At 63.9% G+C, this 22,203-nt stretch carries 21 protein-coding genes and 1 tRNA gene; 16 read left to right on the top strand and 6 right to left on the bottom strand.

From position 1 onward, the window contains the following. Nucleotides 1–189 precede the first annotated feature (189 nt). On the top strand, nucleotides 190–2,922 hold the full coding sequence (gene secA / locus NKJ64_RS20260; protein WP_352463215.1) for a preprotein translocase subunit SecA: 2,733 nt from the start codon (nucleotides 190–192) through the stop codon (nucleotides 2,920–2,922). Nucleotides 2,923–3,144: 222 nt separating this feature from the next. Here secA and NKJ64_RS20255 read toward each other — a convergent pair whose 3' ends face one another. Continuing rightward, nucleotides 3,145–5,733 carry a helix-turn-helix transcriptional regulator gene (locus NKJ64_RS20255; protein WP_352463214.1) on the bottom strand — a complete coding sequence of 863 codons (2,589 nt, stop codon included), beginning with the start codon at nucleotides 5,731–5,733 and terminating at the stop codon, nucleotides 3,145–3,147. Between the two features lie 244 nt (nucleotides 5,734–5,977). On the opposite strand from NKJ64_RS20255, the gene NKJ64_RS20250 reads away from it, so the two are divergent. The 6 genes from NKJ64_RS20250 (at nucleotide 5,978) to NKJ64_RS20225 (ending at nucleotide 12,085) form a co-directional block, all read left to right on the top strand. Beyond that, complete coding sequence (locus NKJ64_RS20250) at nucleotides 5,978–6,250, top strand: DUF4242 domain-containing protein (RefSeq protein WP_023685308.1); 273 nt, start codon at nucleotides 5,978–5,980, stop codon at nucleotides 6,248–6,250. 441 nt (nucleotides 6,251–6,691) lie between these two features. Next, nucleotides 6,692–7,195, top strand: coding sequence for a hypothetical protein (locus NKJ64_RS20245; protein WP_023815701.1), 504 nt, complete (start codon nucleotides 6,692–6,694; stop codon nucleotides 7,193–7,195). 264 nt (nucleotides 7,196–7,459) lie between these two features. Continuing rightward, a complete protein-coding gene (locus NKJ64_RS20240) occupies nucleotides 7,460–8,863 on the top strand; it encodes a lipopolysaccharide biosynthesis protein (protein WP_352463213.1) in 1,404 nt (467 codons plus the stop codon). Next, a complete protein-coding gene (locus NKJ64_RS20235; protein ID WP_023731050.1) occupies nucleotides 8,863–10,143 on the top strand; it encodes a GNAT family N-acetyltransferase in 1,281 nt (426 codons plus the stop codon). Before NKJ64_RS20240 ends, NKJ64_RS20235 begins: the two co-directional genes overlap by 1 nt. Nucleotides 10,144–10,218: 75 nt before the next feature. Then, nucleotides 10,219–11,370 (top strand): YncE family protein, encoded by a 1,152-nt coding sequence (locus tag NKJ64_RS20230; RefSeq protein WP_023828417.1) that lies wholly within the window; start codon nucleotides 10,219–10,221, stop codon nucleotides 11,368–11,370. A 139-nt stretch (nucleotides 11,371–11,509) separates the two neighbouring features. Beyond that, on the top strand, nucleotides 11,510–12,085 hold the full coding sequence (locus tag NKJ64_RS20225; protein ID WP_023673757.1) for a cation efflux transmembrane domain-containing protein: 576 nt from the start codon (nucleotides 11,510–11,512) through the stop codon (nucleotides 12,083–12,085). Between the two features lie 188 nt (nucleotides 12,086–12,273). On the opposite strand, the gene NKJ64_RS20220 is transcribed toward NKJ64_RS20225, so the two are convergent. Beyond that, nucleotides 12,274–12,358: transfer RNA gene (locus NKJ64_RS20220), tRNA-Leu, on the bottom strand. A 206-nt stretch (nucleotides 12,359–12,564) separates the two neighbouring features. Here NKJ64_RS20220 and NKJ64_RS20215 point away from each other — a divergent pair. Together NKJ64_RS20215 and NKJ64_RS20210 are read left to right on the top strand one after the other, a co-directional pair. Further along, nucleotides 12,565–13,149, top strand: coding sequence for a YqaA family protein (locus NKJ64_RS20215; RefSeq protein ID WP_023673756.1), 585 nt, complete (start codon nucleotides 12,565–12,567; stop codon nucleotides 13,147–13,149). Nucleotides 13,150–13,211: 62 nt separating this feature from the next. Beyond that, a complete protein-coding gene (locus tag NKJ64_RS20210; protein WP_023737462.1) occupies nucleotides 13,212–13,730 on the top strand; it encodes a disulfide bond formation protein B in 519 nt (172 codons plus the stop codon). Nucleotides 13,731–14,134: 404 nt separating this feature from the next. Here NKJ64_RS20210 and NKJ64_RS20205 read toward each other — a convergent pair whose 3' ends face one another. After that, entirely contained in the window at nucleotides 14,135–14,692 is a 558-nt protein-coding gene (locus NKJ64_RS20205) for an HNH endonuclease (RefSeq protein ID WP_008874122.1), read from the bottom strand. A 128-nt stretch (nucleotides 14,693–14,820) separates the two neighbouring features. After that, nucleotides 14,821–15,462: a DNA-3-methyladenine glycosylase family protein gene (locus NKJ64_RS20200; protein WP_023671679.1), complete on the bottom strand. Its 642-nt coding sequence runs from the start codon at nucleotides 15,460–15,462 to the stop codon at nucleotides 14,821–14,823. A gap of 74 nt (nucleotides 15,463–15,536) precedes the next feature. Here NKJ64_RS20200 and gluQRS point away from each other — a divergent pair, with 74 nt between their 5' ends. Next, nucleotides 15,537–16,412, top strand: coding sequence for a tRNA glutamyl-Q(34) synthetase GluQRS (gene gluQRS, locus NKJ64_RS20195; RefSeq protein ID WP_023671678.1), 876 nt, complete (start codon nucleotides 15,537–15,539; stop codon nucleotides 16,410–16,412). Here the strand turns inward: gluQRS and NKJ64_RS20190 are convergent, their stop codons facing one another. Further along, complete coding sequence (locus NKJ64_RS20190; protein ID WP_245260927.1) at nucleotides 16,413–16,730, bottom strand: hypothetical protein; 318 nt, start codon at nucleotides 16,728–16,730, stop codon at nucleotides 16,413–16,415. Nucleotides 16,731–16,919: 189 nt separating this feature from the next. On the opposite strand from NKJ64_RS20190, the gene NKJ64_RS20185 reads away from it, so the two are divergent. After that, a complete protein-coding gene (locus tag NKJ64_RS20185; protein ID WP_023671676.1) occupies nucleotides 16,920–17,795 on the top strand; it encodes a DMT family transporter in 876 nt (291 codons plus the stop codon). On the opposite strand, the gene NKJ64_RS20180 is transcribed toward NKJ64_RS20185, so the two are convergent. Beyond that, the gene (locus NKJ64_RS20180; RefSeq protein WP_023671675.1) at nucleotides 17,792–18,643 is read right to left on the bottom strand and encodes a YihY/virulence factor BrkB family protein; all 852 of its coding nucleotides are present in this window, start codon (nucleotides 18,641–18,643) and stop codon (nucleotides 17,792–17,794) included. The two genes, NKJ64_RS20185 and NKJ64_RS20180, sit on opposite strands and share 4 nt — an antisense overlap. Before the next feature lie 60 nt (nucleotides 18,644–18,703). Here NKJ64_RS20180 and NKJ64_RS20175 point away from each other — a divergent pair, with 60 nt between their 5' ends. From NKJ64_RS20175 to NKJ64_RS20155, 5 genes are all read left to right on the top strand, one after another. Next, nucleotides 18,704–19,570 (top strand): SDR family oxidoreductase, encoded by an 867-nt coding sequence (locus NKJ64_RS20175; protein WP_023671674.1) that lies wholly within the window; start codon nucleotides 18,704–18,706, stop codon nucleotides 19,568–19,570. Nucleotides 19,571–19,594: 24 nt separating this feature from the next. Further along, nucleotides 19,595–19,786: a twin transmembrane helix small protein gene (locus NKJ64_RS20170; protein WP_023671673.1), complete on the top strand. Its 192-nt coding sequence runs from the start codon at nucleotides 19,595–19,597 to the stop codon at nucleotides 19,784–19,786. Between the two features lie 19 nt (nucleotides 19,787–19,805). Next, a complete protein-coding gene (locus tag NKJ64_RS20165; protein ID WP_023671672.1) occupies nucleotides 19,806–20,387 on the top strand; it encodes a cob(I)yrinic acid a,c-diamide adenosyltransferase in 582 nt (193 codons plus the stop codon). A gap of 31 nt (nucleotides 20,388–20,418) precedes the next feature. Further along, nucleotides 20,419–21,219 (top strand): rhomboid family intramembrane serine protease, encoded by an 801-nt coding sequence (locus NKJ64_RS20160; protein ID WP_352463212.1) that lies wholly within the window; start codon nucleotides 20,419–20,421, stop codon nucleotides 21,217–21,219. A gap of 214 nt (nucleotides 21,220–21,433) precedes the next feature. Then, complete coding sequence (locus tag NKJ64_RS20155; RefSeq protein ID WP_023685322.1) at nucleotides 21,434–22,183, top strand: electron transfer flavoprotein subunit beta/FixA family protein; 750 nt, start codon at nucleotides 21,434–21,436, stop codon at nucleotides 22,181–22,183. The last annotated feature ends 20 nt before the right edge of the window (nucleotides 22,184–22,203 follow it).

Below are 22,203 nucleotides of genomic sequence, written 5' to 3'. Positions count from 1 at the left end.
GGAATTTGGCGCTGCCCATAGGGCTAACGCGGCGTTGACATCAGTTGAGCCCCCTCTTATCTGTCCAACGACTTTGCGTCCAGAACCGTTTTCCGGGCGCTTTTTGTGTTTGTCCGCGTTTCACGCGGAATTGATGGGGCCGGCCGGCGCTCATCTCAAGATTGAGAATTCTATCGAAAGGACCATCGGATGGTCAGTCTCGGCGGTCTCGCCCGTAAGGTTTTCGGTTCCTCCAACGATCGTCGCGTAAAATCGACCCGGCCGCGTGTCGAGGCGATCAACGCCATGGAAAACGAGATGCGGGCGCTGTCCGACGCCGAGCTTCAGGCCCGCACGAAAAAATTCCGCCAGGATATCGCCAACGGCGCCACGCTCGATGACCTGCTGGTGCCGGCCTTCGCCACCGTCCGCGAGGCATCCCGCCGCGTGCTCGGCATGCGCCCGTTCGACGTGCAGCTGATCGGCGGCATGGTGCTGCACAATGGCGGCATCGCCGAAATGCGTACCGGCGAGGGCAAGACCCTGGTCGCCACCCTGCCCGTTTATCTCAACGCGCTTGCCGGCAAGGGCGTCCATGTCGTCACCGTCAACGACTACCTTGCCACCCGCGACTCCGAATGGATGGGCCGCGTCTACAAATTCCTCGGCCTCTCGGTCGGCGTCATCGTCCATGGCCTGTCCGACGAGGAACGCCGCGTCGCCTACGCGTCCGATGTTACCTATGCCACCAACAACGAGCTCGGCTTCGACTATTTGCGCGACAACATGAAGTATGAGCGCGCGCAGATGGTGCAGCGCGGCCACAATTACGCGATCGTCGACGAAGTCGATTCCATCCTGGTCGACGAGGCGCGCACGCCGCTGATCATTTCCGGTCCGCTCGAGGACCGTTCGGAAATGTACAACACCATCGATGCCTTCATGCTGCAGCTCGGCCCGGCCGACTACGAGATCGACGAGAAGCAGAAGACCTCGATCTTCACCGAGGAAGGCACCGAGAAGCTGGAAAACCTGCTGCGCGCGGCCGGCCTGCTCAAGGGCGAGTCGCTCTATGACGTCGAGAACGTCGCCATCGTCCACCACGTCAACAACGCGCTGAAGGCGCACCGGCTGTTCCAGAAGGACAAGGACTACATCGTCCGCAACGACGAGATCGTCATCATCGACGAATTCACCGGCCGCATGATGCCGGGCCGCCGCTATTCGGAAGGCCTGCACCAGGCGCTCGAAGCCAAGGAGCATGTGGCGATCCAGCCGGAAAACCAGACGCTGGCATCCGTCACCTTCCAGAACTATTTCCGCCTCTACAAGAAGCTGTCCGGCATGACCGGCACGGCGCTGACCGAGGCCGAGGAGTTCGGCAACATTTACGGCCTCGAAGTCACCGAGATCCCGACCAATCTGCCGGTCATCCGCAAGGACGAGGACGACGAGGTCTACCGGACGGTCGAGGAGAAGTACAAGGCGATCGTCAAGGAGATCAAGGAAGCGCGCGCCAAGGGCCAGCCGACGCTGGTCGGCACCACCTCCATTGAAAAATCCGAGCAGCTGGCCGAGCGCCTGCGCAAGGAAGGGTTCAAGGATTTCGAAGTGCTGAACGCCCGCCATCACGAGCGCGAAGCGGCCATCGTCGCCCAGGCCGGCAAACCCGGCGCCATCACCATCGCCACCAACATGGCGGGACGCGGCACCGACATCAAGCTCGGCGGCAACGCCGAGATGCGCATCGAGGACGAACTGGGCGACATGCCTGCTGGTCCCGAGCGCGAGGCGCGCGAAAAGGAAATCATTGCCGACGTCGAGCGCCTGAAGGAAAAGGCGCTGGCCGCCGGCGGCCTCTACGTGCTGGCCACCGAGCGCCATGAATCGCGCCGCATCGACAACCAGCTCCGCGGCCGCTCCGGCCGCCAAGGCGACCCCGGCCGTTCGAAATTCTTCCTGTCGCTGCAGGACGATCTGATGCGCATCTTCGGCTCCGAGCGCATGGACGGCATGCTGCAGAAGCTTGGCCTCAAGGAAGACGAGGCCATCATCCATCCGTGGATCAACAAGGCGCTGGAAAAGGCGCAGAAGAAGGTCGAAGCGCGCAACTTCGACATCCGCAAGAACCTGTTGAAATACGACGACGTCTCGAACGACCAGCGCAAGGTGGTGTTCGAGCAGCGCATCGAATTGATGGACGGCGAAGGCCTGTCCGAGACGATCGCCGAGATGCGCGAAGGCGTCATCGAGGAGATCGTCACCAAGAACATCCCCGAAAACGCCTATGCCGAGCAGTGGAACGTGGCCGGCCTCAAGGCCGAGGTCGCCGAATTCCTCAATCTCGACCTGCCGGTCGAGGACTGGGTCAAGGAAGAAGGCATTGCCGAGGACGACATCCGCGAGCGCCTGACCAAGGCCGCCGACGACGCCGCCAAGGAGCGCGCCGAGCGCTTCGGCCCAGACGTGATGAGCTATGTCGAACGCTCGGTGGTGTTGCAGACGCTCGATCATCTGTGGCGCGAGCACATCGTCAACCTCGACCATCTGCGTTCGGTCGTCGGCTTCCGCGGCTACGCCCAGCGCGACCCGCTGCAGGAATACAAGAGCGAGGCGTTCGAGCTGTTCCAGGCGCTGCTCGGCAATCTGCGCCAGGCCGTCACCGCCCAATTGATGCGCGTCGAGCTGGTCCGCCAGGCCGCCGAAGCGCCGCCGCCCGAAGCGCCTGAAATGTTCGGCAGCCACATTGACGGCACCACCGGCGAGGACGATTTCGAGGGTGGCGAGACCGCACTTCTGGTCCGCCAGGAGAGCAACGCCATCGTCGCTCCCGAAGACCGCGATCCGAACAACCAGGCGACCTGGGGCAAGATCGGCCGCAACGAAGCCTGCCCCTGCGGCTCCGGCAAGAAATACAAGCACTGCCACGGCGCGTTTGCCTGATTTCGAAGGCTAGGTCGGCGGGACAGCACCCCCCTCTGGCCTGCCGGCCATCTCCCCCTCAAGGGGGGAGATCAGCAGCTTCGGCGCCGTAACTTCTTTCAATTTCGACAATTGGCGAAAGCCACAGTGACAGCCAATCTCCCCCCTTCAGGGGGAGATGTCCGGCAGGACAGAGGGGGGTGCGAAGGATCGCGACCTCTCGGTCCAACCCTCGTCAAAACCTCACAACAACCCCGAATCGCGCGCGGTCGCTGTCGCCTCGCCGCGCGACACCGCATCCAGCTTGCCCAGCACCGCCGAGACATGGTGATCGACCGTCTTTGGCGAAATCGTCAATTGCTCGGCGATCCGCTTGTTGGAGAGGCCGCGTTCGATCAGCTGCAGCACCTGCATCTGGCGCAAGGTGAGGCCGGCGAGGTTGGCGCGCGTCGAGCGGCGCGGGCCGCGGGCGATGCCGCCAACGCCGTTCTTGCGCATGATATCGCGCAGGCGCTGGGCTGCCGGCCTTGCCCCCAGGCCGTCGAAAATATCCAATGCCAGCCGCTGCCCCTCGTCGTCGCCGAGGATGAGCGCCAGTCCGCGCTCGTATGGCGCATTCAATTCGGACCAGAGTGCCGAAGCCGAACGCCAGTCGCCGGTCAGGAGCAGCCGGTATGGTGTCGCCATCTCGGCGGTGTCGCCGGCCGGCATATCGGGAGAGAGCAATGTTCGCCACAGAGCCAGCTCACCGACATGGGCACGCGAGCGCACCGGCGTTTCGGCGCGGGTGATCAGCGCCAGCGCCTCTTGCCTGTCGGCCAGGCCCAGCCATGCCTGCTCCGCCATCAGCGCCGCGTAAGAGCTCAGCATCTGCAGGTCGCCGCCGCTTCCGACCAGACGCGCCATTTCGGCGAACAGCGGCTCGGCCGAGGGATCGCCGCGCCTCAGGCGCAGTTTCGCCAGTGCCAGCAGCGCCGGAAACCGGCCCACGGTGGTTGTCCGCTCATTGTCGATGACATCGCTTGCCGTCGCGGCGGCCTCATCCCATTGGCCCTGACGCAGCTGCACATCGGCCAGCATGCCCCTGAGATAGTCGCGCCAGGTGCCGAGGTCGTTCTCGGTGCAATAGTGGATGCCGCTCTCGAGCACCGGACGTGCCGCGTCGTAGCTCATCTGGGTGATCTCGAAACAGGCGCGGTTGGTGAAGGCGCGCGCGGCATGCTCCTGGAAATTGCCCTGGAGCGCAATTTCAAGGCTTTGGTCGAGGCGCAGGCGTCCCGCATCCGGATTGAGCCACTGCTCGACGCAGCCGACATTGTTGAGGGCATGCGAGGCGATGTCGGGACGGTTCATGCGCGCAGCCAGCGCCGCTGCCTTCTCGCCATAGAACAGCGTGTCTTCCACCCTCTCCGACAGCATCGCCAGATGTGAGAGGTTCGAATAGGCCATGGCGAGTTCGGGACCGGCGGGAGCCGCTTCCAGCATCGCCACAGCCTCGGCGCCGAAGGCGGCCGCCGCCTCGCGGTCATCGCCCATTTCGCTCAGCCGGGAGAGCCATCTCAGGCTGTCGCCCTCCTTCAGCCTGTTGCCGTCTGCCTGATGCAACCGGCGCGCCTGTCCCTGCGCTGCAAGCGCATCATCGATCTTGCCGATGAGATGGCACTCGAAGGCATGACTTTCGTAGAGCGCGGCGCGCTCGATCACCGGCAGGCTGTCGGCCTGCTGCAAGGCGATCTCGTAATAGCCGGCGGCATCGCGATGGGCGCCGACGCGCGACGCCTCGCGCGCGGCGATTGGCGCAAGTTCGCGCACCGCCGCCAGATTGTGCGCCTCGACCGCATGATGCACCAGGCGGCCTGTGGAGACGTCGCCATTTTCGAGCAGTGCCGCCAGCGCACGCTGGTTGAACTGCCGCCTGTGCGACGTCGTCAGCATCATTTCGATGGCGCGTCGCGCGATGTCGTGGCGGAAGGCGTAGCCGTCGCCCAGATCGTCAAGCAGGCCGTTGGCGACACACTCGGCCAACTGGCCGGCGCTGGCGACGCCGCACAGGCCTTGCAAGGCCCAGGCGTCGGCGCGGCGCGGAAACACCGACACCGCGTCGAGCATGGCCCGGGCGCCAACCGACAGCCGCTCGGCCCGCGCCAGCACCGCGTCGCGCACGCTTGCCGGCAGCGCCATTTCGTTTTCGGCGCACAACAATTCGGTGACGAAGAAGGCATTGCCTGCGGTCGCCCGGTAGATGGCGTCGCCATCGCGGCCGGCCGCATCGGCGAGCGACAGCACGGCCGCCTCGCTGAGCAGCGGCACGTCGATGCGCGCCACGCTGCCGGCCGGGATTTCGCCCAGGGCGCGGCGCACCCGCATCTGTCCTTCGCTGCGGTCGGTGCGGGCCGTCAGCAACAGCAGGATGTGGGTGTTGACGATACGCCGGCCGAGGAAGCGCACGAAATCGAGCGTGGCATCATCGGCCCAGTGCAGGTCTTCGATCACCAGCAGGCTCGGTCCCTTGGCCGCAAAGGCGTCGAGCGCATCGGAAAACAGCGGCAGTCTCTGCCCATGCCGGGCGTCGATTGCGCGCGGCAGCGCCCATTGCGCCTCACGGGCCAGATCGTAAAGCGGCCCCAGCGGATCGGGGATCGACAGATCCTCGCAAGCGCTGCGCAACATTGCCGCGCTCTGCCCGACACGGGCCGCGAACGCCTCGACAATCGCCGTCTTGCCGGCGCCGGCCTCCCCCGCCAGCACCGCGACTCGGCCATGGCCGCCTATTGCATCGCCAAGCAGTGTCTCGAGCTGCTGCAGCTGCGTCTGCCGTTCCAGAAGCATCATTGTCATCGTCTCACAGGATCGGAGTTTTCCCACCATGGCGGGCCGCTCACGATTAGCCCGTGAAGAAAGCGACGCAATGTGACTTTGCACACATTGCCGTGCCTCTTTCCACAAAGAACGACGCCAATATAGGGAATCGTCCCGTCCAATATGGGGAATCGTTCCGATGCGCGGGCCGGGCCGGCGTGGTCAACGTCCAGCCGCGCTCCGATCGAGCGTGAACCAATGGAAAAGGAAGTCTTCCATGCCTCGCTATCTGATTGAACGCACATTTCCGGACGGCCTCAACATTCCGATGACCGACATCGGCGCCACTGCGGTCGGCGGGGTCGTCATGCGCAATGCCGAAAAGGGCGTCACCTGGATCCAGTCCTTCGTCACGCCCGACAAGAAGCACAGCTTCTGCATCTACGACGCGCCGACGCCCGAAGCTATCCGCAGCACCGCTCAGAAAAACTCGCTGCCGGTCGACAAGATCACGGAGGTGCGGGTTCTTGACCCTTACTTTTACCTCTGATCCTGCGTTCGGTCGCCACGATGATGAGCATCAAACTGTCCTTCGCGGCCGTGGCGAACTGCCTGATGGCCTGCCGCTCGGTGGAATCGGGCCTGTCCTGGGAAAGACCGGCCGGCCAACCTCCGTGCTCGGCCGTCTATGGCGGTTCGCGTCGAAGCTGCCTGCGTATCTGTCTGAAAGGCGGCGCTTGCCCCCGGAAGGCGGCTATCTGAGGCGCGACATCGGGCTATCGGAGCGGGACGTCCCGCAGGAATATTGGCAATATTACTTTTGGGATCGTTGATTTTGCACGGTTTTTAATGGCTGCGGCCAAAGCCCGGCAACGGAAGCCGCATCGCATGAACCGGGACGGACAAACCAAATCCTAAACCAACGCCGCAGCGTTTCGGGCAGCCTGATCGGCCGCCGTCGCCTCGAGCGTCAACAAACGGACGGAAGACCATGACCATAACTCTTTGGACGACACGCTTCGCGGCTTTCGCCGCCATCTCGATCGCGGCGGGTGCGGCCGCCCAGGCGCACGACGCCAACCCGTTGGCCGAAAAGGTGCGCGCAGCCAACAGCCGCTTCGAGAATGTGGCAGCCGCCACCGCCGAAGGCTATGCCCCCATCCCTTGCGCCAGCGGCATCACCGGCGGCGCCATGGGCATCCACTATGTCAACGGCGCCTATCTCAAGGACGATGCCGTCGATGTCGCCAAGCCCGAGGCGGTGATGTACGAGCCGATGGCCGACGGCGGCCTGAAGCTGATAGCGGTCGAATACATCACCTCGAAGGGCCCGGCCTCGCTCGAAGGCCAGCTGTTCAACTTCAACAGCGCCCCCAATCGCTACGGCCTCGGCCCGTTCTACGAACTGCACGTCTGGGCATGGAAACAGAACCCGACGGGCGCCTTTGCCGACATGAACCCGAACGTGTCGTGCGACGCCATGAAGGGGATGTAACGCCTCACATGTGACACCTCGGGCACCGGACATGCGGTGCCTGGCCATCCCCCTTGGCGGGGGAGGGGCGAGCGAAACGCCGACCGGCTCCCCAGTCTTCCCCGGCGTTCGCTCGCCTTTTATTATGCCCCGGCATACGATGACGCACCTTGCACACGCGGCCGTCCTTGGCCCCTCGGCGCACCCGCACCTGCCCACCCTTTCTTAAGGTGTTTCGGATACATCGAAAGCTTGGAAACAGGCGGAAAACGGAGAGACATCGGGGTGCGCTTTTCCGCGGCGACGACGGCCGGGCGGTTCTTGCCGCAGCGCTTGGCGTTGCGCATGGGGCCGCTGCTTGGCCGGATCGATGCGGTGCTGTTCACCGCCGACGAGCGCGGCGAAGCCGGGCGCATGTCGCTGATTGCCTTTGCCATCCGCATCGTCAGCGCCGTCATCGCCTTCATCAGCCAGGTGCTGATGGCGCGCTGGATGGGCTCGTTCGAATACGGAATCTTCGTCCTCGTCTGGGTGACGATGGTCATCGTCGGCAACCTCGCCTGCCTCGGCTTCCACACTTCGGTGATCCGCTTCATCCCCGAATACCGCGAACGCAACATGCTCGCCGAACTGCGCGGCATCGTGGTCGCCAGCCGCCTGTTCGTGCTGATTGCCTCGACCGCTATCGCCGGGCTTGGCGCACTGGGCGTCTGGCTGTGCGCGAACTGGATCGAGAGCTACTATGTAATGCCCTTCATCCTCGGCCTGTTCTGCCTGCCGATGATCGCCATGGGCGATCTGATGCAAGGCCAGTCACGCGCCAATTCCTGGGCGTTGTTTGCGTTGTCGCCGACCTATCTGGTGCGGCCGGTGCTGATCCTGGCGCTGATGGCGCTGATGCTGGCAATGGGCTATGCGCCCGACGCCAGGACAGCGATCTTCGCCTCGATCGCCGCCACCTACGCCACCACGCTCGGCCAGCTCATCGGCGTGACCACGCGCATGGGCAGGAATATCCCGTCCGGGCCGATGAAGGTGCATTTCGCCGAGTGGTTCATCGTCTCGCTGCCGATCTTCCTGGTCGAAAGCTTCTTCTTCCTGCTCACCAACGCCGACGTGCTGATGGTCGGCGCCTATCTCCAGCCCAATGACGTCGCCGTCTATTTCGCCACCGTCAAAACGCTGGCGCTGGTGCATTTCGTCTATTTCTCCGTCAAGGCCGGCGTTGCCCAGCGTTATGCGCAGTTCACCCATGGCGAACCGGAAAAGCTCGCCGCCTTCGCCCGCGAGACCGTGTCGTGGACGTTCTGGCCGTCGCTGTTGATGGCGCTGCTGGTGCTGGCGCTCGGCGAACCGATGCTGGTTCTGTTCGGCCCGGAATTCACCGCCGGCTATCCGCTGTTGTTCCTGCTGGTGTTCGGCGTCGTGGCGCGCGCCGCCGTCGGCCCGTGCGAAAGCCTTCTGACGATGAGCGGCAACCAGAACATCTGCGCCGCCGTCTATGCCATGACGCTGGCCTTCAACATCGGTCTCAACGTGGTGCTGATCCCGTTCTTCGGCCTGTGGGGGGCGGCGATCGCCACCAGCCTCGCCATGGTCTTCGAGGCCAGCGCCCTGTCCTTCACCGTCTGGCGCAAGCTCGGCATCGTCATGCTGATCTTCGTGCCCGCCGCCAAGGGAGATGCCTGATGGCCGCCATCCCGCTGATCGAGGAAACCAGCGGCGGTCCGGCCGGCGCCATGGTGTCCGGCCTTGCCGGCCTGGCGCGCGACGCCGATCCGGCGCATCTCGAGATCCTCGCCAGCAACCGGCCGCTGCGCAAGCTGGCGATCTATCCGGCTTCGGCCGGCTTCGAGCTGGTCGAGGAACTCGACTTTCTGTGCACCCGCACGATCGAGCCCAACGTCTTCTTCAACCCGCGCTTTCTTGCGCCGGCCATGCCCCGGCTGGAAGATCGCGAGGTCAAGCTGGCGGTGATCCGCGACGGCGACGAATACCGCAACCGGCTGCGCCTGCTGGTGCCGTTCTCGGTCGAAAGGCCGGCCGTGCCGCTCGGCGTTCCGGTGATGCGCACCTGGTCGAGCCCGTTCGGCCCGATCGGCACACCGCTGGTCGACCACGACGACCCGATCGGCGTCGTCGAGGATTTCTTCGGCATGCTGTCGCGGCCGCATCTCAAGCTGCCGAAGGTCTTCGTGCTGCCCGACATGCGCCTCGACGGCCCATTGGCCAGCGTGCTGGCCACCGTTGCCGAGACGCGCGGCCTGACGATGGTCACCACCGGCAAGGCGGACCGGCCGGTGCTCGAAAGTACGCTCGACGGCGAGGCGTATCTGAAGGCATCGCTGCGCGCGCACCACTACCGCGAATTCCGCCGCCTAAAGCGGCGCCTGGGGGATCTCGGCAGGCTGGAACATGTCGTGGCGCGGGGACCGGACGAAATCCGCCACGCCATCGAAAGTTTTTTGACGCTGGAAGCCGCCGGCTGGAAGGGCCGCGAGCGCACCGCCATGGCCATCGACCGCTACCGCGCCGCCTTTGCCCGCGAAGCCGTGCACCGGCTGGCCGAGCACGACATGTGCCGCATCCATTCGCTGACGCTGGACGGCCGCACGATCGCCTGCCTGGTCGTCTTCGTCGAGGCCGGCGTCGCCTACACCTGGAAGACCGCCTATGACGAGACGCTGGCGACCTATTCGCCGGGCACGCTGTTGATGATCAAGGTGACCAGGCAGCATCTCGACGACCCCAACATTATGATGACCGATTCCTGCGCCGTGCCCGACCATCCGGTGATGAGCCGGCTGTGGAGCGAGCGCAAGCCGATGGGCTCGCTGGTGATCGGGCTGACGCCGGATGCCGACCGCCTCGCCCGCCAGGCCGCCTCGCAGCTGCATCTCTACCGCGAAACCCGCAACATGGCCCGCCTGCTGCGCAATCGCGTGAAGAGTTTGCTGGGACGGCGATAGCCACTGGATCAACGGCAAGACACCAGCTATGGGTCGCGCGGCAATTTCGGCCGGCCTTCACGACAAGCCATCCTGATGATCAGAACCTTTTTGCGTCACGCCGGTCCCCGTGCGGCCTTTTCGCTGCTTGCACTGCTGCCTGTCCGCGCCCGGGCCGATAGCTGCCCCGAGGATTGCAGCGAGCCCGCGCCGTCCATCAACATCTACAGCCACACCGCCGCCAGCCATCTCAGCCCGGCCACGCTGGGTGCACTGCCGCGCGTCTATGTGCCGAACCGCTCCTCCAACAGCGTCACGGTGATCGACACCATGACACTCAAGGAAGTCGACAGGTTCCCGGTCGGCAGCAAACCGCAGCACGTCGTGCCGTCCTGGGACCTGAAGACGCTCTGGGTCGCCAACAATGGCACCGGCAAGAACGGCAGCCTGACGCCGATCGACCCGATGACCGGCAAGCCCGGCCCGCAGATCGCCGTGGACGATCCCTACAATTTGTATTTCATGCCGGGCGCGGCCATCGTCGTCGACGAAGCCCTGGAGCGGCTCGATTTCCGCGATCCTCACACCATGGCGCTAATGTCGAGCCTGCCGACGCCCACTTGCCCCGGCATCAACCACGCCGAATTCTCGGTCGACGGGGCCTACGCGATTTTCACCTGCGAATACGGCAATGGCGGACTGGCCAAGATCGACCTGAAGAACCAGAAGGTGCTTGGCCATCTCGACTTTTCGAAAATGGGCATGCCGCAGGACATCCGCCTCTCACCCGACGGCAAGGTTTTTTACGTCGCCGACATGATGAATGACGGCGTGTTCCTCGTCGATGGCGACAGTTTCAAGGAAATCGGCTTCATCCCGACCGGCATCGGCGCCCATGGCTTCGTCGTCAGCCGCGACGGCAAGCGGCTCTATGTCTCGAACCGGGGCTCGCACAAGATGGAGCAGGGTCAGGCAAAGGGACCGGGCAGCGTGACGGTGATCGACTTCGCTACCCGCGCGGTCGTCACGCAATGGCCGATCCCCGGCGGCGGCAGCCCCGACATGGGCAACGTCAGCGCCGACGGCAAACAACTATGGCTGTCCGGCCGCTTCGACAGTGCCGCCTACATGATCGACACGACATCAGGCGCGGTGACCAAGTTTCGGGTTGGCTCAGAGCCGCACGGCCTGACGGTGTGGCCACAGCCGGGGCGGTATTCGCAAGGGCATACGGGGAATATGCGCTAAGTCCGTGTTCGAGGCGCGGCTCGAACGCAAAAGGTCGCAAGGGCAACCGCCCATCGGCCGGGACCCGGAACGAGCAGGGGCTTTCCTTGGAAACCGCGAAGCTGTAGCTCCACACACTGGTTTCGGATACTGCCAGAAGATGAACCTTCGCCGCATCGTCCTCATCGTCGCGCTTCTCAATCTTGCCTATTTCGGGATCGAGTTCGCTGTGGCGCTCGCCATTGGATCAGTGTCCCTGTTCGCCGACAGCATCGACTTTCTTGAAGATGCTTCCGTGAACCTCCTTATCCTGCTCGCACTTGGGTGGTCTGTGCGCTCCCGTGCGCGGGTGGGGATGGCATTGGCGCTCATCCTTCTCATGCCGGGTCTGGCAACGCTCTGGACGGCTTGGGAGAAGTTCAACGTGCCGGTGCCGCCGCAGCCCATCGCCTTGACCTTGGCGGGACTTGGCGCTCTCGCCGTCAACCTGTCCTGTGCCTACATGCTGGCCGCGCACCGGCATCGTGGCGGCAGCCTCACAAAGGCGGCCTTCCTGTCGGCCCGCAACGACGCCTTGGCCAACATCGCCATTATTGCCGCAGGGTTGGTCACGGCCTTGCTCTGGCATTCCGCGTGGCCCGATTTGGCGGTGGGATTGGGGATCGCGGTCATGAACGCCGACGCGGCCCGCGAAGTGTGGGAAGCTGCCCGTGAAGAACACCGTGCGGCGGCCTGAGAGCACGTAGAGCGGGGCTACCGGCCGCCGCTGACTGGCGCTATCACTGTTATCCTCAGCAGCCGCGGTTGGCTCTGTGTTCGAGGCACTGTTCGAACCCGGAGGGTTCGCAAGGGCGGCCGCCCGTCGGCCGGTCAGGCCGCCCCATCGGAGCCCATGAGCGAAGCGAACTGGCGTGAGATCAAAAATGGTGCCCCTAGCCGGAATCGAACCAGCACTCCTTGCGGAACTCGATTTTGAGTCGAGCGCGTCTACCAATTCCGCCATAGGGGCTCAGGCCCAAAGGCCTGGATGGGCGCGGACTATACGGTTGGAGGCCTGTTCGTCAACTGGCCAAATGCGCCGCCGTGCCCTGCTTGCGGCAAAAGCCCGCCTTTCTGTTTCGTGAAGCTCCTGCCATTGTGCGGCGCGGAAAATCTTTCTAGACAGACGCGCATCAAAGCGCGTTGCGTCTGGGCAACCTGCATCCAGGAGAGCCGATGCTTCGCGGACTTTACGACTGGACCTTGTCGCTGGCCGCCCGCAAATCCGCCGAATGGTGGCTGGCCTTCATCGCCTTCGTCGAAAGCTCGGTGTTTTTCATACCTGCCGACGTCTTGTACCTGCCCATGGCGTTGGCGCGGCCCGAACGCGCCTATCGCTATGCGCTGACCGCCACTGTCGCGTCGGTGCTGGGCGGCATTGCCGGCTGGCTGATCGGTTACTATGCCTACGACACGATAGCACGGCCGATGCTGGAGCACTTTGGCGGCCTTGACGCGTTCGAGAGGTGGCAGTCGGCCGGCACCGGGCTGATGCTGGTGCTGCTCGTCACATCGGGTGCCGCCCACCTGCCGCCGATCAAGGTGGTCACCATTCTGGCAGGCGCCCTCCACGTCAATCTTTTCGTCTTCATCGTCTCCGCCATCCTGGCGCGTGGCGCTCGTTTCCTGCTTCTTGCCTGGCTGCTGCGCCGCTATGGCGAAGAGATCAAGGAATTCATCGAGAAGCGTTTGGGATTGATCGTCGGCGCCGGCGCCGCTGCCCTGATTTTGCTCTATATCGTCGTCAAATACGCCTTCTGACCGTCCAAGGCGGGCGGTGGGTCAGGACTATGCCGGCGGACGGCGAATTCAACGGACGAAACATGACAGCCACGATGACAGCCGATACCGGACGCCAGCGGACGCGCACCGCTTTGTTTCTCGCCGTCGCCATGGCCGCCACGGTCGGCTCCGCGCTCGCCTTCCAGCACATAGGCGGCTACATCCCCTGCCATCTGTGCCTGGAGCAGCGCACGCCCTATTATATCGGCGCCCCGCTGATGCTGCTGGCGGTGATTGCCTCGATGCTTAGCGCGCCCGCATGGCTGACGCGCGGCCTGCTTGCCGTCGGCGGCCTGCTGATGCTCTATGGCCTCTATCTCGGCGTCTATCATTCGGGCGTCGAATGGGCCTGGTGGCAGGGCCCGGCCGATTGCACGGCCGGCGCCGGCCCGGTCGACACCGGCGGCAAGGGCGTGCTCGACGCGCTCGACAAATTCGTGCCGCCATCCTGCGATAAGGCAGCCCTTCGTATCCTCGGCCTGTCGCTGGCCGGGTGGAACGCCATCGCCAGCTTCATCCTCGCCGCCGTCGCCTTTCGCGGGGCAATGGCGCGCGATTGAGCTAATTCGATCGAGCGCCACGACGCAGAGTTCGAGCAAAAATTCTGCAGACTGGTTCGCGTGGCGCGGCTTTCGACGTCCGAGCCAGGTCGACCCCCACTCCGTCTCGGCTTCGCCGAACCACCTCTCCCCCGATCGACGGGGTAGAGGAAAGGCGCGAGCCTATTACAGCCGGCGCTACTCTACAGCCAGCGCTCCTCCAGCGGGGCTCCCTTCCTCTCCCTCCGGAGGGGGGAGAGGTGGCGCTGCGAAGCAGCGACGGAGTGGGGGAAGCCGGTCCTTAAAGGCGATGCCGCCGATAAGTGAGCGCAGCCGAGCTGTTCCGATATGGTCTGGCAGGCGTGTGAGCATCGGAAGCGCAAAATCGCTTCAGGCGGCCAGCCTTGCGAATTCTCGAACGATCCCTACGGTTCGAGTTCCACATCCCAGTAGAGATAATCCATCCAGCTTTCATGCAGATGGTTGGGCGGGAACAGCCGGCCATTGTTGTGCAGGTCGTGCACGGTCGGCTGGTAGGGCTTCTGCAACGGCCACATCTTGGCGTGCGCCGGCATCATGCCGCCCTTCCTCAGATTGCAGGGTGAACAGGCGGCCACGACATTCTCCCACGTCGTCGCCCCGCCGCGATGGCGCGGGATGACGTGGTCAAAGGTCAGATCCTCGGGCGTGCCGCAATACTGGCACTGGAAGCGGTCGCGCAGGAACACGTTGAAGCGGGTGAATGCCGGGTGCCTCGACGGCTTCACATAGGCCTTCAGGCTGACGACGCTGGGCAGCTTCATCGAAAAGGTCGGCGAAGACACCGCATGCTCGTATTCGGCGACGATGTTGACCCGGTCGAGGAACACCGCCTTGATGGCATCCTGCCAGGACCAGAGCGACAAGGGGTAATAGCTGAGCGGGCGGTAATCCGCATTCAGCACCAGCGCAGGAAGCCCATCCGGAGATACGGCAACCGTCACCTTGTTGACCTCCTCGTTTTAAAACCGATCGGCGTGGATACTGTAAGCCCGACATGACAGGGATGTGAAGCGGATTGTCATCAGCCAAACGCGGCAAAAATGCAGGGTTTTCATGCTTTTTTGCGGTTTCAGGCCGGAGGTGCCGCGTCCCGGCCCCTGGTTTCGCGATAATAGGACCAGAAAAGCCGCGATGCGACACCTCGCCACGGGCTCCATGATTCGGCCAGGGCGATCAGCGTTTTCTCCGGCGGACGCGGCTCGATACCGAGCGCGTGGCCGACCGCGCTCTGCAGCGCGACGTCGCGCGCGGGGAAAATATCGGGGTGGCCGGCGGCAAACAGGAGATAGACTTCCGCCGTCCACGGGCCGATGCCCGGCACCGCGATCATAGCCGCGATCGCCTCTTCGGCGTCGAGCAAACAGAGGTGATGCAGGTCGAGCCCCTCAACCACGGCCTGCGCAACCGCGATCAGACCGCGCTGCTTCGGCCGCGACAGCCCGGCCTCGCGAAACATGTCCTCGCCGGCGGCAAGGATCGCCTGCGGCGTTAGCGGATCGACCAGTTTCATCAGCCGGCCGAAAATCGCATCGGCACTCGCACGGGATACTTGTTGCGAAACGATAATGGAGGCCAGGCTTCGAAAACCGGGTTCCGACAGCCGCAGCGGCACCTCGCCAGCCATGCCGCGCACCTTTTCCAGGCGCGGATCGATTGCGCAAAGCGCATCCAACCCGCGCGCAATATCGTCCAGTGTCGCGATGCGTTGCATGTTTTCTTGTTCCTGAACCGACCGCACGGTAGCAATTGGCAAAACCGCTGCACAACCCGATTGCCGCTTGTGAGATGACGCTCCTGACATTCCGCTTCGCGCCGAGCCCGAATGGCGAACTGCATCTCGGCCATGCCTATTCGGCACTGCTCAACCAGCAACTGGCGCGTGCGGCCGGCGGCCGCCTGCTGCTGCGCATCGAGGACATCGACACGATCCGCTGCACGCCTGAATTCGAGGCCGGCATCTTTCGCGACCTCGAATGGTTAGGTCTCGAATGGGAACAGCCGGTGCGGCGCCAGGCCGAGCATTTCTCCGACTATCAGGCCGTGCTCGACCGGCTGGTCCGCGAAGAACTCGTCTACCCTGCCTTCATGAGCCGTGGCGAGATCAGGGCCTTCATCGCCGACAGCGAAAAGCGCGGCCGCGGCTGGCCGCGCGACCCGGACGGCGTGCCGCTTTATCCCGCCGCCGACAAGGCGCTGCCGGTCAGCGAACGCAACCGCCGCATCGCCGAAAATGCGCCCTTCGCCTGGCGCCTCGACATCGATGCAGCGCTGGCGCGCGTCGGCACGGATTTGTCCTGGCGCGAATTCACCAACGAGACGCTTTCGGCGACGCAGCGAGTCGAGGCGCGTCCGCAGGACTGGGGCGACGTCATTCTGGCGCGCCGCGACATCCCGACCAGCTATCACCTGGCCGTCGTCGTCGACGACGCTCTGCAAGGCGTCAGCCATGTCGTGCGTGGCCGCGACCTTTATTCCGCGACCGGCATCCAGCGCCTGCTGCAGGAACTGCTCGGCCTCGGCCAGCCGCAGTATTTCCACCACCGTCTCATACTCGGACCGGATGGGCGCAAACTGTCGAAGAGTTTTGCTGATACCGGCCTTGCCGCGCTGAGGCCGGCAGGCATGTCGCCGGACGATGTCAGGCGGCTGGTCGGGCTCTGACTAAAGCCGGGCCAGCCCCGCCTTGAGCAGCGCCAACGCGCCTATAAACGCGAAGGCGCCGCCCAGTCCCCAGGCAACCGCGAGCTTCAGATCTCTCAGGACGATGCCATGTTCGTTCGCGGCCATGACCGCGGCGAAAAAGCCGAGCGTGAACAGCAATGTGTTGCCGGTCGACCCAAAACCGTCCTCCTGCATGATGGCGTCGAGCGCTGAACCGAAGAAGAAGCCGAACACGGCCACACTGGCCACCGTCATCAAAAGCCAGCTTGTGTCGAGATGCAACAGCATGCGCGCTCCCTGTCGAAGCCAAAACGCCATGTCGCCGGATCCATCGACAGAAGTCGATTGCCCTGACGCCGCCCTTTGAATTCGGCCACCTCCTACATCAGGATGAGCTTATGTACCAATTGTTTCGCTTTGCTTGCCGGATTGAACCGCATTAGAGCAATTGCCGTATTTGTCTCTTCACCGAATCGGACCTCTCCACCGGAAACGGCTTCCCCGAAAATGCACAGTCTCAAGCGGTTCATCCCCGCCTCGTTTGTCGTCCTGTGGGCGACAGGTTTCATCGGCGCGCGCTACGCCATGCCCTGGGCCGAGCCCTTCACCTTTCTGGCGGCCCGCTTTGTCATCGCCGCCTTGCTGCTCGCCGGCCTGATGCTCGTGCTTGGCTCGAAGCGAGCCACAAGGGCAGAAGCGCTTCACGCCACGGTCTCCGGCATCCTCATGCATGGCATCTATCTCGGCGCGGTGTTCTGGGCGATCCACAGGGGCATGCCCGCCGGGCTTTCGGCGCTGATCGTCGGCCTGCAGCCACTGATCACGGCCGTGCTTGCCGGCCGGTTCCTCGGCGAAGCCATCCTGCCGCGCCACTGGGCCGGCCTTGCCGTCGGCCTTGTGGGGGTGATCATCGTGCTGTGGCCAAAGCTCGGCGCTCTCGGCGGCGGCGTTACGCCCGAAACGCTGGCGGCGTCGCTGGTCTCGGTGCTGGGCATGAGCGCCGGGACCATCTGGCAGAAGCGCTATGCCTCGGGTGGCGACCTGGTGGCGGCGACGATGTGGCAATATATCGGCGGCGGCTCGCTGATGATCCTGGCTTCGCTGGCCCTTGAGACCCACACGGTGATCATCAACGGCGAACTGATCTTCGCCATGGCCTGGCTGGTCCTGGTGCTGTCGATCGGCGCCATCTTCTTGCTGATGGTGATGATCCGCGACGGCGAGATGTCGAAGGTCGCGTCGCTGTTCTACCTGGTGCCGGCCGTCACCGCTGTCATCGCCTGGGCGCTGTTCGGCGAACGGCTCAGCCTCGTGCAGATCGTCGGCATGGCAATCGCGACGCTCGGCGTCGGGCTGGCCACGGCTCGGCCAGCCAAAACCTAGCTGCCGACACGCGCGCGCGCTTCGAGAAAGCGGCTGATCGCTGCATTGAGTTCGCCGCCGAGGATGAAGATCGCCGACAGCATATAGAGGAAAACCACGGCGATCATGATCGAGGCGAGGCCGGCATAGGTCGTCACATAGGACGAGAAATGGTCGAGGTAGGTCGCGAACATCGTCGAGCCGACAAGCCACGCAGCCAGAGTGAAAATGATGCCAGGCACCAGCGAGACAAAGCGGCGCTTGCCCGCCGGCAGCCAATAGTGGACGGCAAACAAGCCACCAATGATGACGGTTGAGGCGATGACGTAACGCCACAGCGTGATCGTGCCCGTATAGGGTTTGATCCACTCGAAATGAGCTTCCGCCAGCCGCGCCAGCAAGGGCGCAAAGACCAGGAGCACGCTGATCGCCAGGAAACCGGCCGTCGCGATCAGCACGAAGAAAATGCTCTGCACCCGGCGGTAGATGATGCCGCGCGTTTCGGCGACGCGGTAGGCGCGGTTGAGCGAGGTGCGCAGCGCCTCGATGCCGTTGGAGGCGAAATAGGCCGCCAGCAGCACGCCGTAGGTCAAAAGATCGGTGCGCCGCACGGTCAGCACGTTGAGCACTTCGCGCGCGATAGGCTTCGCGATCTGTTCGGGCCAGGTGTCGAAGACCAGGTGCACGGCAGTATCGGCGAACGCCTGCGCGCCGAGGAAGCTCGCCAGCGTGGTGGCGAAGATCAGGAACGGGAACAGCGCCATCAGCGAAGTGATCGCCAGATGGCTGGCCATGGCCCAGCCGTCATCGGTGTTGAAATGGCCAAGCGCGTCATAGAGCACGCGGCGCAGCACGACGATATTCCGCATCAAGAGCCGCGTTCCCTTCGATTGTCTCGACGCCGCGAATATGGGAAGGGATTGTGGCAAATGGCAACCCTTGCTCAAACCACGACGCCGCCTGCCAAAGAGTTGCGCACCATCATCGTCACCGGCGCCTCGTCCGGGATAGGCGCCCACTGCGCCCGTGCGCTGAAGGCGGATGGCTGGCGGGTGCTTGCAACGGCGCGCAAGCCTGAAGACATAGCCTCACTCGAAGCAGACGGCATCGAGGCGTTTTACCTCGATTACCGTGAGCCGGACTCTATCGAAGCCCTTGTGGGCTCGGTGCTGGAGCGGACAGGCGGACGCCTCGACGCCCTGTTCAACAACGGCGCCCATGCACAGCCCGGCGCCGTGGAAGACCTGCCGGTTGCGGCATTGCGCGAGCAGTTCGAGGCCAATTTCTTCGGCTGGCACGACCTCACCCGACGCATCGTACCGGTAATGCGTCGCCAGGGACATGGCCGCCTCGTTCATTGTTCCTCGATCCTTGGGCTAGCGCCGGTGCCTTTTCGCGGCGCCTACTCAGCCTCCAAGCACGCGCTCGAAGGCCTGATGCTGTGCATGCAGCAGGAACTCAGGGGCAGCGGCATCCATGTCTCGCTGATCGAACCGGGGCCGGTGACCTCGAAAATCGCCAGCAACGGGCTGTTCTGGTTCCTGAAAAACATCGACCACGAGAATTCCGTCCACCACCTCGCCTATGCCACGCAGCTGGCGCGGCTTCGGGCCGGCGGCAGCTCATCACGGCTGAAAAAGGGGCCGGAGGTGGTCTATGCGGCCTTGCGCCATGCACTTCTGTCGCGGCGCCCGCGCCCGCACTATGTGGTAACAGTGCCGGCCAGGATCGGCGTGATGCTCAAGCGCATCCTGCCGGCATCGATGCTCTACCGCGTTCTGGCCAGACGCGCCTGACCGCAACAGAACTGGGAACAGATCATGGCAACCGTCATCAAAGTCCTCCTCGTCCTCGTCATGGTCGCCGTGGTGATCGTGCTTGTCCGCGGCCTCATCAACATGATGCGCGGCGGCTCCGGTGTGAGCTCGAACAAGCTGATGCAGGCGCGCGTGCTGTTGCAGGCGCTGGCGTTGGCACTGATCCTGCTGGTGGTGTACTTCACCCGCAAGTGACGGCCGTTCGGGAGGCGACGTGGTCAAGCTCAACAAGATCTACACCCGCACCGGCGATGACGGCACCACTGGCCTCGGCACCGGTGAACGCAGGCTGAAATCCGACCTGCGCGTCGATGCCTACGGCACCGTCGATGAAGCCAATGCCTGCATCGGCATCGCCCGCCTGCACACAGCGGCAAGTTATCCCGCCATCGACGCCATGCTGTCCCGCATCCAGAACGATTTGTTCGACCTCGGCGCCGATCTCGCCGTGCCCGACGACGGCAAGCCGCTTGGCTACGAACCGCTGCGCATCATCGCCTCGCAGACCGACCGCGTCGAAAAGGATATCGACCTTCTCAACAAGGATCTGCAGCCGCTCAAATCCTTCGTGCTCAATGGCGGCACGCCGGCGGCGGCAGCACTTCATCTTGCCCGCACCGTGGCGCGACGGGCCGAGCGGATCATGGTGGCGCTGGCGCAGGACCCGGCCGAACATGTCAATCGCGAGGGGCTGAAATACATAAACCGCGTCTCCGACTTTCTGTTCGTCGCCGCCCGTGCGGTCAATGACAACGGAAATGCCGACGTGTTATGGGTGCCCGGCAAGAACCGCTGAATTTTCTCGAAGGCGGGAAAGGGCTTAGGGCATGTTCATCCCGCTTTACGACTCCAACAGGTTGCGCCACATCCGGCTGCAATATGTGACGATCAGCCTGATCGCGGTCAACGCGCTTGTGTTTCTCATCACCACGATCGGCGGCGAAAATTTCAACAACGCAGCCGTGCTCGGCTTCGGCTTCATTCCTTCGGTTGTCCACGACACGGCAGAACTCTCCCCCCAATTCGTCGTCATTCCCGAGAGCCTGAGTTACCTTACCTATGCCTTCCTGCATGCCGATATCTTTCATCTCGGCGGCAACATGCTGTTCCTGTGGGTGTTCGGCGATAATGTCGAGGACGCACTCGGCCACATCCGCTACCTCATCTTCTACCTGCTTTGCGCCATCGCCGGCGCCTTCTTCCAGGGGCTCGTCGCCTGGAGTTCGGAGGTTCCGCTGATCGGCGCCTCCGGCGCCATTGCCGGCGTCGTCGCCGCCTATCTGGTCCTCTACCCCCGGGTGAAAGTGTGGGTGCTGGTCTTTGCCCGGATTCCGCTGCGTATCCCGGCCTTCATCCCGCTGATCCTGTGGATCGGCTTCCAGGTGGTGATGTTTGCCGCCGGCGGCGAAAACCAGATATCCTGGGCCTGCCATATTGGCGGCATCATTGCCGGTGGCGTGCTGGTGCTCATTATGCGCAGCCGCGGCGTGCCGCTGCTCGCCGGTGGCGACGGCGAGCCGCAACCCGCCGATCAGCCAGCCGCTTCTACTGGGCCGGCGCCAGCCGGTCCCGCTCCCGTGCAACCTGAGACGCGTTGGGGCCGGGGTGGCGCTTCCGGTCACAAGTGAACCGATTTGGGTGGTTTGGCCGCTGCCGTGGCATATTGACGTGTTGCGTCGCCACAACTACGGAGAGCGCCACCGCTAGGCGGCAGAAGACCAGAATTCGTCCGGCCAGGATTCCGTTTGGCCGGAATTCAGTCAGGAATGTCGGCTTTCGACAACTCTGCGGAGGCGCACGCTGCTATAGCGCGCCCGGATATCTCAGGAGAGGTGACAGACAATGAAGATCCTTGTGCCCGTGAAGCGGGTTGTGGATGCGAACGTCAAGGTTCGCGTCAAGGCCGATGGTTCGGCGGTGGAACTCGCCAACGTCAAGATGGCGATGAACCCGTTCGACGAGATCGCGGTGGAAGAGGCGCTCCGGCTGAAGGAAGCCGGCAAGGCCGAAGAGATCATCGTCGTTTCGGTCGGCCCGCAGCAGGCGCAGGAAACGCTCCGCACCGCGCTCGCCATGGGCGCCGACCGCGCCATCCTGGTCAAGACCGACGAGCAGACCGAGCCGCTCGGCGTCGCCAAGGTGCTGAAGGGCGTCGTTGACGCCGAACAGCCCGGTCTCGTGATCCTCGGCAAGCAGGCGATCGATGATGACTCGAACCAGACCGGCCAGATGCTGGCCGCCCTGCTCGGCTGGGCACAGGGCACTTTCGCCTCCAAGGTCGTGATCGACGGCGACAAGGCCAAGGTGACGCGCGAAGTCGACGGCGGCCTGCAGACGGTGGAACTGAAGATGCCGGCGATCATCACCGCCGATCTTCGCCTCAACCAGCCGCGCTATGCCTCGCTGCCCAACATCATGAAGGCCAAGAAGAAGCCGCTCGACGAAAAGAGCCCGGCCGATTACGGCGCCGACGTCAAGCCGCGCCTGAAGGTGCTCAAGACCGAGGAGCCCAGCGGCCGCAAGGCGGGCGTGAAGGTCAACAGTGTCGCCGAACTGGTCGACAAGCTCAAGAACGAAGCCGGCGTGCTCTGAGACTGGAAGGAACAGATAAA

The sequence above is a fragment of the Mesorhizobium sp. M0062 genome, from assembly GCF_040323125.1.
Classification (GTDB): Bacteria; Pseudomonadota; Alphaproteobacteria; order Rhizobiales; family Rhizobiaceae; genus Mesorhizobium.
The sequence above is the reverse complement of the archived record's forward strand: the minus strand, read 5'-3'. Positions and strand labels throughout refer to the sequence as shown.

Coding starts and splice junctions, on each gene's coding strand:
- NKJ64_RS20175 (WP_023671674.1), top strand. CDS start 18,704: ATGGCAACCCTTGCTCAAACCACGACGCCGCCTGCCAAAGAGTTGCGC.
- NKJ64_RS20180 (WP_023671675.1), bottom strand. CDS start 18,643: ATGCGGAATATCGTCGTGCTGCGCCGCGTGCTCTATGACGCGCTTGGC.
- NKJ64_RS20250 (WP_023685308.1), top strand. CDS start 5,978: ATGCCTCGCTATCTGATTGAACGCACATTTCCGGACGGCCTCAACATT.
- NKJ64_RS20245 (WP_023815701.1), top strand. CDS start 6,692: ATGACCATAACTCTTTGGACGACACGCTTCGCGGCTTTCGCCGCCATC.
- gluQRS (WP_023671678.1), top strand. CDS start 15,537: ATGACGCTCCTGACATTCCGCTTCGCGCCGAGCCCGAATGGCGAACTG.
- NKJ64_RS20210 (WP_023737462.1), top strand. CDS start 13,212: ATGACAGCCACGATGACAGCCGATACCGGACGCCAGCGGACGCGCACC.
- NKJ64_RS20170 (WP_023671673.1), top strand. CDS start 19,595: ATGGCAACCGTCATCAAAGTCCTCCTCGTCCTCGTCATGGTCGCCGTG.
- NKJ64_RS20230 (WP_023828417.1), top strand. CDS start 10,219: ATGATCAGAACCTTTTTGCGTCACGCCGGTCCCCGTGCGGCCTTTTCG.
- secA (WP_352463215.1), top strand. CDS start 190: ATGGTCAGTCTCGGCGGTCTCGCCCGTAAGGTTTTCGGTTCCTCCAAC.
- NKJ64_RS20215 (WP_023673756.1), top strand. CDS start 12,565: ATGCTTCGCGGACTTTACGACTGGACCTTGTCGCTGGCCGCCCGCAAA.
- NKJ64_RS20200 (WP_023671679.1), bottom strand. CDS start 15,462: ATGCAACGCATCGCGACACTGGACGATATTGCGCGCGGGTTGGATGCG.
- NKJ64_RS20160 (WP_352463212.1), top strand. CDS start 20,419: ATGTTCATCCCGCTTTACGACTCCAACAGGTTGCGCCACATCCGGCTG.
- NKJ64_RS20190 (WP_245260927.1), bottom strand. CDS start 16,730: ATGGCGTTTTGGCTTCGACAGGGAGCGCGCATGCTGTTGCATCTCGAC.
- NKJ64_RS20185 (WP_023671676.1), top strand. CDS start 16,920: ATGCACAGTCTCAAGCGGTTCATCCCCGCCTCGTTTGTCGTCCTGTGG.
- NKJ64_RS20155 (WP_023685322.1), top strand. CDS start 21,434: ATGAAGATCCTTGTGCCCGTGAAGCGGGTTGTGGATGCGAACGTCAAG.
- NKJ64_RS20225 (WP_023673757.1), top strand. CDS start 11,510: ATGAACCTTCGCCGCATCGTCCTCATCGTCGCGCTTCTCAATCTTGCC.
- NKJ64_RS20255 (WP_352463214.1), bottom strand. CDS start 5,733: ATGATGCTTCTGGAACGGCAGACGCAGCTGCAGCAGCTCGAGACACTG.
- NKJ64_RS20235 (WP_023731050.1), top strand. CDS start 8,863: ATGGCCGCCATCCCGCTGATCGAGGAAACCAGCGGCGGTCCGGCCGGC.